Source organism: Sanguibacter suarezii NBRC 16159, from assembly GCF_001552735.1.
GTDB classification, from domain to species: Bacteria; Actinomycetota; Actinomycetes; order Actinomycetales; family Cellulomonadaceae; genus Sanguibacter; species Sanguibacter suarezii.
On the sequence record NZ_BCRT01000001.1, the window covers coordinates 176,896 to 191,456 of the forward strand.

A 14,561-nucleotide genomic window follows, 5' to 3' on the forward strand; every position below is an offset into this window, starting at 1 on the left:
TTCGGCCCGTGGTCAGCGCGAGCGGTCAGATCTGGCCGTGCTGGACCACCCAGGCGTGCATCGCGATCGCCGCGGCAGCCCCGGCGTTGATGGACCGCGTGGAGCCGAACTGGGTGATGTGGAGGATGTCCGTGCTGGCCAGCCGAGCCTCCTCGGTGAGCCCGGTGCTCTCCTGACCGAAGAGCAGCGCGCACTCGCGCGGGAAGACGTAGCCCTCGATCGGGATCGAGCCGGGGACGTTGTCGATCCCGATGACCGGCACCCCGGCCTCGCGCGCCCACTCGAGGAAGGCCGCGACGTCGGGGTGGTGGCGGATGTGCTGGTAGCGGTCGGTGACCATGGCTCCCCGGCGATTCCACCGGCGTCGTCCGACGATGTGGATCTCGGCGGCGGCGAAGGCGTTCGCGGTGCGCACCACGGACCCGATGTTGAGGTCGTGCCCCCAGTTCTCGATCGCCACGTGCAGCGGGTGGCGGCGGGTGTCGAGCTCGGCGACGATCGCCTCCATCGTCAGGTAGCGGAACTCGTCGACGACGTTGCGCCGGTCCCCCGCCGCCAGCAGCTCGACGTCGTAGCGCGGGTCGAGCTCGCCCGTCTCGGTGCGCGGCCAGGCCGCCTCACCGCCGGGCCACGGTCCGACGCCCACCTCGAGCTGCGGCTCGGTCTCCTCGGGACGGACCGGCTCGCCACCCCCTGCCTCGGTCGCCTCGGTCGTCCTCTGGTCTGCGAGCGGCTGCGCCATTAGACCAGCTCGATCCGCAGCGCGGCCGCCGCCGCCCGGGCCCGTGCGCGGGCCTCGTCCACGTCCGCTCCGCGAGCGAGGGCCACCGCGACCCGCCGGCGACCGGAGACCGACGGCTTGCCGAAGATCCGCACCTGCGCCGTCGGCACCGACAGCGCCTGCTCGACGCCGGTGACCACGGGCACCCCGTCGCCTTCGGCCAGCACCGCGCACGACGCCGCGGCCTGCTGCCCGGGACCACCGATCCGGGTGACGTCCCCGGCAGGCAGCCCCAGGATCGCGCGGGCGTGCAGGGCGAACTCGCTGAGGTCCTGGGAGACGAGGGTGACCAGGCCGGTGTCGTGCGGCCGCGGGGAGACCTCGGAGAACAGCACGTCCTCCCCCACCACGAACAGCTCGACGCCGAACACGCCGTAGCCGCCCAGGTCACCGGTGACCGCCGCCGCCATCTCCTGCGCGCGCTGCAGCACGACGTCGGGCACGTGCTGGCCCTGCCAGGACTCGCGGTAGTCGCCGTCCACCTGCGTGTGGCCGATGGGGTCGAGGAAGGTGGTGCCGCCGGCGTGGCGCACGGTGAGCAGGGTGAGCTCGTAGTCGAAGTCGACGAAGCCCTCCACGATGACCCGCACCCCGGGAGCGTCCGGGCCCGTGGAGACGACCCGGCCGCCGGTCTGGGCGTAGTCCCAGGCGGCGTCGACGTCGTCGGCCGTGCGGATCACCGACTGCCCCTTCCCCGAGGAGCTCATGACCGGCTTGACCACGCAGGGCAGGCCGACGGCTGCCGTCGCCGCGCGCAGGTCCGCCAGGGTGTCGACGAAGCGGTAGGGCGAGGTGGGCAGGGCGAGGGTCTCGGCGGCCAGGCGGCGGATGCCCTCCCGGTCCATGGTCAGCGCCGTCGCACGCGCGGTCGGGATGACGGTCACCCGGCCGGCGGCCTCCACCTCGGCGAGCACCTGGGTGGCGATCGCCTCGATCTCCGGCACGACGACGTCGGGGGCAACCTCGGCGAGGAGGGTGCGCAGCGCATCGGCGTCGAGCATGTCCACCACGCGCGAGTCGTGGGCGACCTGCATGGCCGGGGCGCCGGCGTAGCGGTCGGCGGCGATGACCTCCACGCCCAGACGCTGCAGCTCGATGGCGACCTCTTTGCCGAGCTCACCGGCACCGAGCAGCAGGACACGGGGAGCGCCGGGGCTGCCGGGGGCAGCGAAGGCGGGCGGGCGCACGAAAGGAGCGGGAGGGGTGTGGCTGGTCATGGCTCTATTGTGGCGCGCCGGCAAGCGGTATGTGGGCATCGTGTGTCAGGTGCACGGCACCGCGTGGACACACCGGGAGGCGCTGCGGCGACCCCGTAGGCTGGGGCACGTGATCACCGACGCACTCATCTCCGCAAGCGACCAGGTCATGGCCTTGGGTCCCAGCTGGCTCAATGCCGACTCCTTGATCGAGTCCTTCGGCGCATACGCGCTGATCGGGATCGTCCTGGTGGTGTTCATCGAGACGGGGCTGCTGTTCCCGTTCCTGCCCGGGGACTCGTTGCTGTTCACCGCGGGGATGCTCGTCGCGCAAGAACAGCTCGACTTCCCGCTGTGGCTGCTGTGCGTGCTGCTGTTCGTGGCAGCCTTCGCCGGTGACCAGGTGGCGTACTTCATCGGTCACAAGGCGGGTCCGAGGATCTTCAACAAGCCGGACTCGCGGTTCTTCAAGCAGTCCTACATCGACCAGACGAACGCGTTCTTCGACAAGTACGGCGGCCGGGCGATCATCCTGGCGCGCTTCGCGCCCTTCGTGCGGACCTACGCCCCGGTCGCGGCCGGCGTCGGGAAGATGCCCTACCGCCACTTCGTCTCGTACAACGTCATCGGTGCGCTGCTGTGGGGCGTGGGGATCACGGTGCTCGGGTACTTCCTCGGTCAGATCACCTTCGTGCACGACAACATCGAGGCCATCCTCGTCCTCATCGTGTTCGTCTCCGTGCTGCCGATCATCATCGAGGTGAGCCGCGGCTGGCTCGCCAAGCGCAAGGCCGCCCCGGCTGGCGACGCGACACAGACCGCCGCGCAGTCCCCGACCGACCCGAAGGAGATCCGCTGATGACCCGGACCATCGAGTCGTGGCTCACCGACATGGACGGGGTGCTCGTCCACGAGGGCCACGCGATCCCGGGTGCTGCGGAGTTCATCAGGACGCTGCGGGACTCCGAGCGGCCGTTCCTCATCCTCACGAACAACTCCATCTTCACCGCGCGTGACCTGCGGGCCCGTCTCTACACCTCCGGGATCGACGTGCCCGAGGCGTCCATCTGGACGTCCGCGCTGGCCACCGCGCAGTTCCTGTCCGACCAGGTCCCCGGCGGCAGCGCCTACGTGATCGGCGAGGCCGGGCTGACCACCGCGCTCTACGAAGCGGGCTACACCCTCACCGAGTCCGACCCGGACTACGTGGTGCTCGGCGAGACGCGCACGTACTCCTTCGAGGCGATCACCAAGGCGGTCCGCCTCATCCTCGGTGGCGCCCGGTTCATCTGCACCAACCCCGACGCGACCGGGCCGTCCGCCGAGGGCCCGCTGCCCGCCGCCGGCGCGGTGGCCGCGATGATCACCCGCGCGACCGGGCGCGAGCCGTACTTCGTGGGCAAGCCGAACCCGATGATGTTCCGCTCAGCCCTCAACCGCATCGACGCCCACTCCGAGTCCACCGCGATGATCGGCGACCGGATGGACACCGACGTGGTGGCCGGCATCGAGGCAGGTCTGCACACCTTCCTCGTGCTCACCGGCTCGACCAAGCTCAAGGACGTGGACAAGTACCCCTTCCGCCCGAGCACGGTGGTGGACTCGATCGCGAACCTCATCGAACGCATCTGAGCGAGACGGTCTGACAGCAGGGCCGGGCCGGGGTGATTCCCCGACCCGGCCCTGCGGCGTTCCCGGGAGGGGGGCTCGGGTGGCCTCGGCGTCCCATCCACCTGCACCTCTCCCCCGCTCCGCTCGTCCCTCCCCGCCCTGCCCGTCGTCCCCGCCCTGCCCCGCCCTGCCCCGCCGTCGAGGTCGTCTATCAGGTGCGAGGTCGTCTATCTGAACAGACGACCTCGCACCTGATAGACGACCTCACCACTGACGCTGGCGGGCGGGAGCGCGGCGCGTCGCGGCGCGGTGGGGCGGCTGGCGGAGGGCTGGCGGGACGACGAAGCGCCCCTGTCCGGGGATCGGACAGGGGCGCTTCGGTGTGGAGCAGGTGGCAGGTCAGCCGATCCGGACCGGGGTCCGGCGGCGGCGCGCGACCATCACGAGGCTCAGACCGAAGGTCATGGCAGCCAGCGCGAGGAGCACCGCGTCGCCCAGACCGTCAGCGCCGGTGGATGCCAGGGCCCCCGAGGTCGAGTCGCACTCCACAGTTCCGCCGAGCGGGAAGGAGAACGTGACCGAGTCGAGCGCCTCGCCGGCGACGTAGGAGCCAGCGAAGGCCTTGGCCCCGGCGGCAGTCAAGGACGCCGACGCGTTGGTCCACGTCACGGTGCTGCCCGAGGTCGACTTCGTACCGGCCAGGCTGAGCGAGGCGACGGTCACCCCGGACTGGCTCGACTTGGTGCCCGCCATGTCCGTGCTGGACACGTCGGCGATGAGCGACCCGGTCGATGCGCTGGTCACCTGGACCCGCACGTTCGAGAGCGTGAGGTCGAGGATCCCGCCGTGACCGGAGAAGTTCACCGAGCCGCCGAAGGCGACGCGGCCCTGGTTGGCCTCGGTGTTGAACTTGCCCGTTCCGCCGGTCCACCGGAAGGTCGATCCGGTGTCGGTCACGCCGTTGGCGGAGACGGTGCCGTTGGCGATGGGGCCCGTGATGTAGGTGCGGAAGGCGCTCTTGACTCCCCAGCTCAGGCTGGCGCCGGAGACCGCGTTGGCCACGCACTGCTTGGCCGCGGCGGCCGGAGCCTCCACGGTGATGGTGATCTGCGACTTCACACCGTTGGGGGCCTCGAAGGACAGCGTGTGCACACCGGCCGCGAGGTTCGCGGGGAGCTTCACGGTCGCGGTGACCGTGCCGTTGGCGTCGGCGGTGAGACCGGTCGCCAGGACGTGACGCACGGAGTAGACCGCGAGCTCGATGCCCGTGGTGTTGGCTCCGAAGCCGGTCCCGGTGACGGTGACCTCACCACCGGGAAGGACGGTCGCCACGCTAGCGGTGGCGTTGGGGTAGGTCCCGGGCGCCAGCGGGGCGAGGGCTGCGGGCGGCGTCTCGGCCGGCGTCTCGCCGGGTGCCTTGTCCGCTCCCACGGTGAAGGAGACCGGGTCGAGGGCCGTGCCCGCCGGGTAGAACCCGGAGAACGCCTCGGAGCCGGCTGCCGTGAGGGTCGCCGCAGCGTTGGACCAGGTGGTCGCGCCGTTGACGGTGGTCGGGGCGGCGAGGTTCAGGGTGGCGAACTCGACGCCGGCCTTGTCGACCGAACCGCCGGTGAGGCCCTTGCCGACCACGTCGACGATGAGCACACCGGAGCCGGGCCCAGTGACCTTGATCTTCGGGTTGCTCAGCTTGAGATCGAGCGCTCCGTGGTGGCCGGTGAAGCGGACCGCCCCTGCGTAGCCGACCATCCCGGTCGAGCCGTTGAAGTCCTTGGTCGCCTGGCTGAAGGTGAAGGAGGAACCCGAGACAGCGGCACCATCCGAGACCGAGACGGTACCTGCGGCACCACTGCCGGTGATGTAGTTGGTGAAGGAAGCCTTGACGCCCCAGACAAGCTGTCCCGCAGCACTCGCGGGCGGCGTGACGGTCCCACCGTCCACGGCGGCCTTGGCCGTCACGGTCACCCCGGTCGCCGTTGCAGACGCGGTGTAGAGCGCGGCGTCGGCAGGCACGAAGCGCGCCGTGAAGGCGTGCTCACCTGCAGGCAGAGCGCCGGTCTTCAGGTTGGCGACACCCTGGGTCAGCGGTGCGGAGCCGACGAGAGCGTCACCCGAGTAGAACTCCACAGTCCCAGCAGCTTCTGCCGGCGTGACCGTCGCGATGAGCGACGACGTGCTGCCCGCAGTCACGGTCGTCGGAGCGGCCGAGATGGCCGTCTGCGTCCCGGTCGCAGGCGACGTCGGAGGAACGACGACCTCGTTGAGGAAGTTGACAGGGACAGCAAGCTCCTGAGCGGGGTTCTTGACCCCTCCTCCGGCGAAGGTGTACACGCCGTACGAGCCGCCCGCGAGGGGCGCGAGCTCGGTGAGCTTGAGCGTCGCGGTGAAGGTTCCCGTTGCGGACAGCGCTACCCAGTCCTTCTTGACCCCGGCCTTGTAGGCGTCCGGCACCTGGTCGACTGTTGCTTCGGTGAGCGCCCACGCCTGCGGACCGCCCTTGCGCGTCGCAGGCGCAGCACCCGTGGATGGATACCACGCCTCAGCGAAGCTGCCGAAGACGACATAGGTGCCCTGTGGGAGGGTCGACGGGATGGGCGCGCCGCGTCCACCGACATTCGCTGCGGGGTCGAAGCCGGAACCCTTGATCACGATCGTGTCGCCGATGGATACCTGGGTGGCGCCGAGCGGGGTCACACCGTCAGCGGCGAACACAGTGATCTGCGGGGTCCAGACCGGTGTCACAGGTGCGGCGGTGACAGTGTGGCTGATGGCCGTCGAGGTGGACGCCAGGACGGTGGTCGCGTCACCGGGCACAAACTCCGCTGTGATCGAGTGCGCCCCTTCCGTCAACGTCGACACGGTGAAGGTGCTTGTGCCCGCGACGGCGGGGCTGGTGCCGAGCACGGTCGATCCGCTGGAGTAGTGCACCGTCCCTGCAGAAGCCGGGGCGACGGTGGCCGTGAAGGTGACCGGCTCGCCGACCGTGCTCGACGCGCGGGAGGAAGCAACCGTCGTCTCCGTTGCCGTCTTCTTGTTCAGGGTGATGGACAGGTCGTCGAGACGATCTCCTGCGGCGCGCGACGAGAAGCTCGACGGAGCGACAAGCTTGGGGAACGTGGTGACGCCGTCCGCCAGAAGCGTCGCGGCGACGCCCGTCCAGGTGATGGTGGTGGCAGTCTCGTTCTTGGTCGCCACCGACAGATCGAGGGAGACGAGATCCCGGACCGAGGCGGCTGCCTCGGGCCCGGCCCCGTGCGACTTGCTGGAGGATGTTGCGGAGAGCGTGCCGCGTGCGCCATCGATGGAGATTGTCGGTGACGAGAGGGAGACATAGTTCCCCGAGGGCCCGGCGACGTAGCCGATGCGCGCAGTGCCGCTGAACTGGAGCAGGCCTGCGGTGCCGTCCCAGGTGCTCGTCGAAGCCGCTGGGAAGACCGCCACGTCGTCGACGAAAGATGCGCCCTCAGACGCAGCGCGAGTCGCCGGGGATGCAGGCAGTGCGTCTCGATAGTCCTGGGCCACTCCCCACGTGAGCGAACCACCGGCGATAGTGGAACCGCTCGTCGGTGAGTCAGCTGCCCGCGCCGGTGCGAGCACGCCGATCACGGACAACCCGGCCAGCAACGCTGCAGCCGTGAGCGTGGCGAGCAAGCGCCGCGTGCGCTCCTCGAGGAAGGTGAACACCGTGAGGGCTCCTGAAGGTCAGCGCTGGTCGGCGCGGCTGTGGGGCGAGTCGACCGACGCGCCATGAGTGATCCGCACTTTATGAGGTATGCCTTACCAAAGCAAGATAAGGGTCCCCTAAGTCTCGCCCCTCGGTACGTCACGAGTGTCGAGAACTCCCCATATGCGCCGCATCCTCACGGAACCTGGGGACTTGGTGTGGTGCAGATCACTCCCACCGTCGGAGGTCGCGAGGGCCTCAGCTTGCCGCAGAGCCGGGCGTGCGGCGTCTAGGCGCCGAGGGTGGCGATGGCCACCGCGATGGCGCAGACCGTGGCGCACACGGTGCCCAGAGCCATCGAGTACGACACCGGCGCCTGCAGGGCGTGCTGCAGGCTTGAGCGCGGTTCCGGCAACCTGGGGTCACCCTCCGGGGCGGCCTGCACGGAACGGGCAGAGTCGAAGAAGTTCGCTGCGAGGCTGTAGTGCGACGTACCGGTGGCCTGCCCAGGCATCCCGAAGGACGCGGGCGCCGAGCGTCGCGACGACGGGTCGGCTGTGATGGTCATGAACCGCACCCTAGGATCGGCCCGCCCTCAAGGCGATGGGGAGAACTCCCCATCGGAAGAACTCCCCATCGACACGGCCATCCCACCCGCTCCTGAGCCGGACGGGCAGCGCGTCGACGCTCGCGCCAAGAGCTCAGACGCGCCCTTGACCGAAGTTGACAGCCGGTGCGGCGCGCACCCCGGCGTCCGTGACTTCGAAGTACTCCGCCCGCACAAAGTGGAACATCCCCGCGATGACGTTGGACGGGAAGCTCTCCACCTTCGTGTTGAGCTCGCGGACGTTGGCGTTGTAGAAGCGCCGCCCTGCAGCGATGCGGTCCTCGGTGTTGGTGAGCTCCTGCTGCAGCGCGAGGAAGTTCTCCGACGCCCGCAGCTGCGGGTACGCCTCCGCGACCGCGAACAGCCGGCCGAGGGCCTGCGTCAGGTCGTTCTCCTGCGCTGCCTGCTCACCGGGCGTGGCTCCGGGCTGGGCAGCCGCTGCTCGCGCCGTCGTGACGGCCTCGAACACGCCACGCTCGTGCGCGGCGTATCCCTTGACGGTCTCGATGAGGTTGGGGATGAGGTCGTGGCGGCGGTGCAGCTCGACGTCGATCTGGCGCCAGGCCTCTTGCACGAGGTTCCGCAGCCGGACGAAGCCGTTGTACGTGCTCACCGCCCAGATGAGCACACCGAGCAGGACAACGACGATGACGAGAGCGACGACGGCTGCGGGGCTCATCTGCTGTCTCCTTCGGGGTTCACGGGCGGGCGTCTCAGAAGACTACCGGGATCGCGTCCCAGGTCACCGGGGTTGGCCCGGCCCGGCGCGCCTACGCGGTCGGGCGCGCGCGGTCCTGCCACACGTAGGCGGGGACGGCGTCGATCAGCTCGTTGAGCCCGGCCACCCGCGACTCGATGACATCGAGCCGCGGGACGCCGTTGGTCCACGTCAGCACGGCGTCGCCGGCGAAGCGGAGCGGGCGGCCAGTCATGTCCGGGCGCAGCAGCTGCTCCATGGCGCGCGGGTGCAGGACGTCGTGCGCGAAGCGCAGGTCCGGGGAGGTGACCCGCCACAGCGAGTTGAACTGCGCGGACTCCATGCGGATGTCCTGCCCGCCGAAGGCCGTGGCGATCTTGGTCCCCAGGCTCTCGGGCGTGAGGGCCAGCTCCGGCAGCGCCATCGGCAGGAACACCGCCACGACGTGATGCTCGTGATCCTGGGACCGTCGCGTCTCCCCGGACCCGCTCGTGGTGGTGTAGGTGTACCGGAAGGACAGCGCCCGCCGCCCGCCCATCTCCCCGCTGAGGATCTCAGAGGTCCGCCGCGAGCTCCCGGCGTTGAACGGCGGCCCGGCCCAGCGTCGGGCGAGGGACCGGTCGGCGTCGAGCACCTGCCACCCGTGCGCCGTCGCCCAGCCGGCGATGGCCTCGCGCCGCCGTCGCCAGGAGACGACCGCGGCGGTGACCATCAAGGCCACCACGAGGACTGCGACGACCCCGATGCCCACGGTGCCGCCCACCAGTCAGCCTCGGTCCCGGCCGGGGGTCAGGCCAGGCCGAGGTCGGCCAGGCCGAAGAGGGAGAGGTACGGGACCCCGAGCGCCTCGATCTTCTCCTGCGCGCCGGTGGCCCGGTCCACGATCGTGGCGACCCCGACGACCTCCGCGCCGGCCGCGCGAGCGGCCTCGATGGCCGCGATCGGCGACCCGCCGGTGGTCGTGGTGTCTTCCACGACGACGACGCGGCGCCCGGCGATGTCGGGGCCTTCGATCTGGCGCTGCATGCCGTGCGCCTTGGCTGCCTTGCGCACGACGAAGGCGTCCAGGTCCTGCCCGCGCGAGGCTGCGGCGTGCAGCAGCGCGGTGGCGATCGGGTCGGCGCCGAGCGTGAGCCCGCCGACGGCGTCGACCTCGGCGGTGCCGAGCCCGGCCTCCTCGAGGGCGTCGAGCAGCACGTGCCCGATGAGCGGCGCGGCGCGGTGGTGCAGCGTCACGCGGCGCAGGTCGACGTAGTAGTCAGCTTCTTTGCCCGAGGACAGCGTCACCTTCCCGTGCACGACGGCGAGCTCGGTGATGAGGTCACGGAGCTGCTCGCGCGGGGTCGGGGACAGGACGGCGTCGGTGGTGGAGTTCGTGGTCACGGTCCAAGGCTAGCGGGAGCGCGGCGCCCCGCTCACGCTGCCCGACCCCTGGATCGCGCGCACCGCCGAGCGCGGCAGCACCCGCAGCAGACCGGAGGCCGCCCGGTAGCGCAGGCTGGGCGTGGAGATCACGACACCGCGACGCACGTCCGCGAGCGCCGCGCTGGCCACGTCGGCCGCGTTGAGCCAGACCACACCGGGGAGGTTGGAGTAGTCCAGGCCCGCCCGCTCGTGGAACTCGGTGCGCACCAGCCCCGGGCACAGCGCCGTGGCCGTGACGCCGCTGCCGCGCAGCTCGACCGCGAGGCCTTCGGTGAAGGCCCGCACCCAGGCCTTGTTCGCGGAGTACGTGCCCGACGCCGTGAGCGCGGCGATCGAGGACACGTTGAGGATGGCGCCCCGTTCCCGGACGACCATCTGCTCGGCGGCTGCGTGGGAGAGGACCATGACCGCGCGCACCATGACGTCGAGGGAGGCCTCCTGCTTGGCCAGGTCGCCCCCGAGGAACGGCTCGTCGACGGCGTAGCCCGCGTTGTTGACCAGCAGGCTGACCGGGTTGTCCAGGGTGCGCAGACGCTCGGCGACACGCTCGGTCTGTGCGCGGTCGGCGAGGTCGGCCGGGAGCACCTCGACGGCGATGCCGGCTGCCGCGCGCAGGTGGTTGGCCAGGCGCTCCAGCCGCTCGGTGTCACGCGCGACGAGGACGAGGTCGTGCTGGGCCGCCGCGAGCTGCCAGGCGAACTCGAGTCCGAGGCCGGCGCTCGCGCCGGTGATGAGTGCAGTAGCCATGTCGCCAGCCTACCGAGGGCTGCGTCCAGCTCCTGCCGCTCACCTGCCCCGCTCGGGAAGGTCCGGCGCTAGCCTGGTACTCATGCGCCTCGCCACCTGGAACATCAACTCGATCCGTGCCCGCGTCGACCGTGCGGTCGCCTTCCTCGACCGCAGCGGCACCGACGTGCTGGCCCTGCAGGAGACCAAGTGCAAGGACTCCCAGTTCCCCTTCGAGGCCTTCGAGGCCGCGGGGTACCAGGTGGCGCACTTCGGCCTGTCCCAGTGGAACGGCGTCGCGATCATCAGCCGCGTCGGCCTGGACGACGTCGAGCTCGGCTTCCCGGGGCAGCCGCACTTCGGTGAGGAGCCCGCCCTGGAGGCCCGCGCGATCGGCGCGACCTGCGGCGGGGTGCGGGTGTGGAGCCTCTACGTCCCGCACGGACGGGCGCTGGACAACCCCCACTACGCCTACAAGCTCAACTGGTTGCAGACCCTGCGGGAGAACGCCCGCGGCTGGGTCGAGGCCGACCCGGCCGCCAAGATCGCCCTCGTCGGGGACTGGAACGTCGCCCCCCGGGACACCGACGTGTGGGACCTGTCCGTCTTCGAGGGCCAGACCCACGTCAGCCAGCCCGAGCGGGACGCCTTCGCGGCGTTCGAGGGCGTGGGCTTCACCGAGGTCAGCCGGCAGTTCGTGCCCGAGGACCGCAAGTACACCTACTGGGACTACCAGCAGCTGCGCTTCCCCAAGAACGAGGGCATGCGGATCGACTTCGCCTACACCTCCCCCGCCCTCACCGCCGAGGTGACGGCTGTGGAGATCGACCGCAACGAGCGCAAGGGCAAGGGCGCCTCCGACCACGTCCCGGTGATCGTGGACATCGCCGACTGAGGCCGAGCGGTTCGCCAGCCCCCGTGCCAGCGGCGCCACGGGGTCACGGGTGTGACCGGCAGCGTTAGTCTTCACTCACCACACTCCACCCGTCCTCCGCGGACGCCGATCGAAGGCGGTAGCACCTCGTGACCTCAGTCCCTCCTCCGCCCGGTCCGCCCGAATCGGAGGGCACCCCCGCGCAGCCGGGGCCGCCTAGCCCACCGCAGGATGCGCAGTTCGCTCCCCCGGGCGCACCCCCGTACGCCGGTCAGTACGCTCCACCGGCCCAGTCGTGGGATGCTCCCGCGCAGCCGTGGGGCGCTCCCGCCCAGCAGTGGCAGCAGCCCCAGCCCGGCCCCCAGGGGCACTACGCACCTCCGGGGCAACCCGGCCAGTACGCCCAGCCCGGGCACCCCGGGCAGGGACAGTACGCCGCTCCGGGCCAACCCGGCCAGTACCCGCACCAGGGTCAGCAGGGCGCGCAGGGTCAGTACGCGCCCCCCGGGCAGCCGTGGGGCGCACCCCAGCAGTGGCAGCAGCCCCCGTCCGGTCAGCCGGGCCAGCCGGGCCAGCCGGGCCAGCCGGGTCAGCCGGGCCAGCCCCCTCAGGGTCCGTACACCCCGCCCGGCCAGCAGCTCCCGTGGGGTCCCCCGCAGCCCGCCTCCCCCGGACGCTCGAAGAAGCCCGCGCTCCTCATCGCGGTGGTCAGCGGCGTCGTCGTCATCGGTCTGGCGGTCGCGGCCTTCTTCGCGCTGTCCTCCCCTGACGTCGACGCGCTCCCCAAGGACGTGGAGACCGCCACCACGGCCCACGTCCGCGCGCTCACCGTGGGCAACTGCCTGGAGTCCGCGCCCGCCGGGTCTGCTGTGGGTGAGGTGACCGTGGTCCCGTGCGACGACGACCACGCGGCTCAGGTCATCGCCGGAAAGAAACTCTCCGGTGACACCTTCCCGGGCGACGCCGCGGTGATCGAGCAGACCACCGCCGTGTGCCCTGGCCGCTCGATCGTCGCCGACGTGGACCCCGAGACTCTGGAGCTCCTGGTGTGGACCCCGAGCGAGGCGTCCTGGGAGGAGGGCGACCGTCAAGGACTGTGCATCGCGTCCAGCCCGGACGCCCCCCTGACCGGCAGCCTCGTCCGGTAGGAAGGCTCTGTCCCCCTCGGTCCCGCCCGGGAGGACTTGACCGCGCGACCGGGTGAACTTCCGCCCGAACCATCACACTGGAGGCGCTGCGCTCGATGAGAGAGGGGTCATAGACGACCCATCTCCCAGGAGTACATCTCATATGAGCGCTCTGCCGCCATCTGGCCGCACCACCACAGCCGCCGGTGCACGATCGCGGATCCGGTTCGGTGACCTGTCGATCCGGACGAAGATCATCGCCCTCGTCGTCATCTCCGCTGTGGTCTCCGTCGCCCTGACCGCCTTCGCGACGAGCTCGATGCACACCCTCAGCAACACCGCGGCGCAGATGTCACGCACCCAGACGAGCGTCAACGGTGCGCTGACCACGCTCAAGGACTCCATCTGGACCGCCCGCGTCGCGGCAGCCAACATGGGCGGCACGATCGAAGAGTCGACACGCGCGGGCCAGGCGCTCATCGTCGAGGACGCCCTCAACGCAGTCACGCCGGCCGCGGAGGCCTTCGGTGCCGCGTTCCAAGAGGCCACCGGCGAGCTGCCCGCCTCGTGGGACGAGCTGTCGAGCACCTGGGACGAGTACGCCGCCCTCCAGCGCGACGAGCTGGTCCCTGCGGCGATGGCCGGCGACTTCGAGCTGTACAGCAAGCTGCGGGTGACCAAGGGGGCACCCACCGGCAACTCGATGATCGCCGGGGTGACCGCCGTGTCCGACGACGTCGCTGCACTCCTGGACGGCATCGCCGAGGACGCGAAGGCGCAAGCCAGCTCGGCGATCCTCATGCTGATGGTCGTGGCCGCTGCCGGAGTTCTCCTGGCCGGCGCGATCGGCATCGTCATCGCGAACGCCATGCGACGCAGCATCACCGACGTCAAGACCGCGCTGGAGGCCCTCGCCGAGGGCGACCTCACCGTCCGCGCCCACAACACCCACCGGGACGAGATCGGCCAGATGGCGCAGGCACTGGTCGTCGCCCAGGACACGCTCACGGCCACCCTCTCCGGCGTCACCGAGACCGCCGGCACCGTGGCCGCCGCAGCCGAAGAGCTGGCCGCGGCCAACACGCAGGTGGCTGCCGGGTCGGAGGAGACCAGCGCGCAGGCCGGGGTGGTCGCCGCCGCCGCTGAGCAGGTCTCTCGCAACGTGCAGACCGTCGCCGCCGGGGCGGAGGAGATGGGCGCCTCGATCCGCGAGATCGCCCAGAACGCCAACGAGGCCGCGAAGGTCGCCTCCCGCGCGACCGTCATGGCAGCCTCGACCAACAACACCGTCACCAAGCTCGGCGCGTCCAGCCAAGAGATCGGCAACGTCGTCAAGGTCATCACGAACATCGCCGAGCAGACGAACCTGCTCGCTCTCAACGCCACCATCGAGGCCGCCCGCGCCGGTGAGGCCGGCAAGGGCTTCGCCGTCGTCGCCGGTGAGGTCAAGGAGCTGGCGCAGGAGACAGCGAAGGCCACGGAGGACATCGCCCGCCGGGTCGAGGCCATCCAGCAGGAGACCTCCGGCGCGGTCGACGCCATCGCTGAGATCTCCGAGATCATCGCCTCGATCAACGACTACCAGATGACCATCGCCTCCGCCGTGGAGGAGCAGACCGCCACGACGAACGAGATGTCCCGCTCGGTGACCGAGGCCGCGACCGGCTCGGGAGAGATCGCCAGCAACATCACCGGGGTGGCCAGCGCAGCCAGCACCTCCTCAGAGGTGGTGGGGCAGATGGGAGCCTCGGTCGACGAGCTGGCTCGCCTCTCCGGCGACCTGCGCACCCGCATGGCGGCGTTCACCTACTGACGCCGCTCCACAGACCCAGACGGGTCACGGCGCTACCCCCCGC

The 14,561-nt window shown here is 70.7% G+C and carries 13 protein-coding genes; 5 read left to right on the forward strand and 8 right to left on the reverse strand.

The genetic code is table 11. From position 1 onward, the window contains the following. Positions 1 to 25: 25 nt before the first annotated feature. Complete coding sequence (locus tag SS2_RS00815; protein ID WP_083941454.1) at positions 26 to 742, reverse strand: TrmH family RNA methyltransferase; 717 nt, start codon at positions 740 to 742, stop codon at positions 26 to 28. Continuing rightward, the gene (gene purT / locus SS2_RS00820; RefSeq protein WP_066460392.1) at positions 742 to 1,998 is read right to left on the reverse strand and encodes a formate-dependent phosphoribosylglycinamide formyltransferase; all 1,257 of its coding nucleotides are present in this window, start codon (positions 1,996 to 1,998) and stop codon (positions 742 to 744) included. The genes SS2_RS00815 and purT overlap by 1 nt, the downstream gene beginning before the upstream one ends. A gap of 109 nt (positions 1,999 to 2,107) precedes the next feature. On the opposite strand from purT, the gene SS2_RS00825 reads away from it, so the two are divergent. Then, entirely contained in the window at positions 2,108 to 2,836 is a 729-nt protein-coding gene (locus tag SS2_RS00825) for a VTT domain-containing protein (protein WP_439646284.1), read from the forward strand. Further along, positions 2,836 to 3,609 carry an HAD-IIA family hydrolase gene (locus SS2_RS00830; RefSeq protein ID WP_066460394.1) on the forward strand — a complete coding sequence of 258 codons (774 nt, stop codon included), beginning with the start codon at positions 2,836 to 2,838 and terminating at the stop codon, positions 3,607 to 3,609. The genes SS2_RS00825 and SS2_RS00830 overlap by 1 nt, the downstream gene beginning before the upstream one ends. Positions 3,610 to 3,987: 378 nt before the next feature. Here the strand turns inward: SS2_RS00830 and SS2_RS00835 are convergent, their stop codons facing one another. From SS2_RS00835 to SS2_RS00860, 6 genes are all read right to left on the reverse strand, one after another. Continuing rightward, positions 3,988 to 7,269, reverse strand: a complete 3,282-nt coding sequence (locus SS2_RS00835) for an HtaA domain-containing protein (RefSeq protein ID WP_066460395.1) — start codon at positions 7,267 to 7,269, stop codon at positions 3,988 to 3,990. Positions 7,270 to 7,538: 269 nt separating this feature from the next. Further along, positions 7,539 to 7,817, reverse strand: a complete 279-nt coding sequence (locus SS2_RS00840; protein WP_066460397.1) for a hypothetical protein — start codon at positions 7,815 to 7,817, stop codon at positions 7,539 to 7,541. Between the two features lie 133 nt (positions 7,818 to 7,950). Further along, entirely contained in the window at positions 7,951 to 8,535 is a 585-nt protein-coding gene (locus SS2_RS00845; protein ID WP_066460400.1) for a LemA family protein, read from the reverse strand. Positions 8,536 to 8,626: 91 nt separating this feature from the next. After that, a complete protein-coding gene (locus tag SS2_RS00850) occupies positions 8,627 to 9,316 on the reverse strand; it encodes a hypothetical protein (protein ID WP_066460401.1) in 690 nt (229 codons plus the stop codon). A 26-nt stretch (positions 9,317 to 9,342) separates the two neighbouring features. Then, on the reverse strand, positions 9,343 to 9,936 hold the full coding sequence (gene pyrE, locus SS2_RS00855) for an orotate phosphoribosyltransferase (RefSeq protein ID WP_066460403.1): 594 nt from the start codon (positions 9,934 to 9,936) through the stop codon (positions 9,343 to 9,345). A 9-nt stretch (positions 9,937 to 9,945) separates the two neighbouring features. Then, a complete protein-coding gene (locus SS2_RS00860) occupies positions 9,946 to 10,725 on the reverse strand; it encodes an SDR family NAD(P)-dependent oxidoreductase (RefSeq protein WP_066460407.1) in 780 nt (259 codons plus the stop codon). An 82-nt stretch (positions 10,726 to 10,807) separates the two neighbouring features. Between SS2_RS00860 and SS2_RS00865 the strand changes: the two genes are divergently transcribed. The 3 genes from SS2_RS00865 to SS2_RS00875 all read left to right on the forward strand — a co-directional run bounded on the left by SS2_RS00865 (position 10,808) and on the right by SS2_RS00875 (position 14,518). Next, positions 10,808 to 11,599 carry an exodeoxyribonuclease III gene (locus tag SS2_RS00865; protein ID WP_066460409.1) on the forward strand — a complete coding sequence of 264 codons (792 nt, stop codon included), beginning with the start codon at positions 10,808 to 10,810 and terminating at the stop codon, positions 11,597 to 11,599. Positions 11,600 to 11,727: 128 nt separating this feature from the next. Further along, positions 11,728 to 12,726, forward strand: a complete 999-nt coding sequence (locus tag SS2_RS17265; protein WP_157607139.1) for a septum formation family protein — start codon at positions 11,728 to 11,730, stop codon at positions 12,724 to 12,726. A 142-nt stretch (positions 12,727 to 12,868) separates the two neighbouring features. Beyond that, positions 12,869 to 14,518 carry a methyl-accepting chemotaxis protein gene (locus SS2_RS00875; protein WP_083941456.1) on the forward strand — a complete coding sequence of 550 codons (1,650 nt, stop codon included), beginning with the start codon at positions 12,869 to 12,871 and terminating at the stop codon, positions 14,516 to 14,518. Positions 14,519 to 14,561 lie beyond the last annotated feature (43 nt).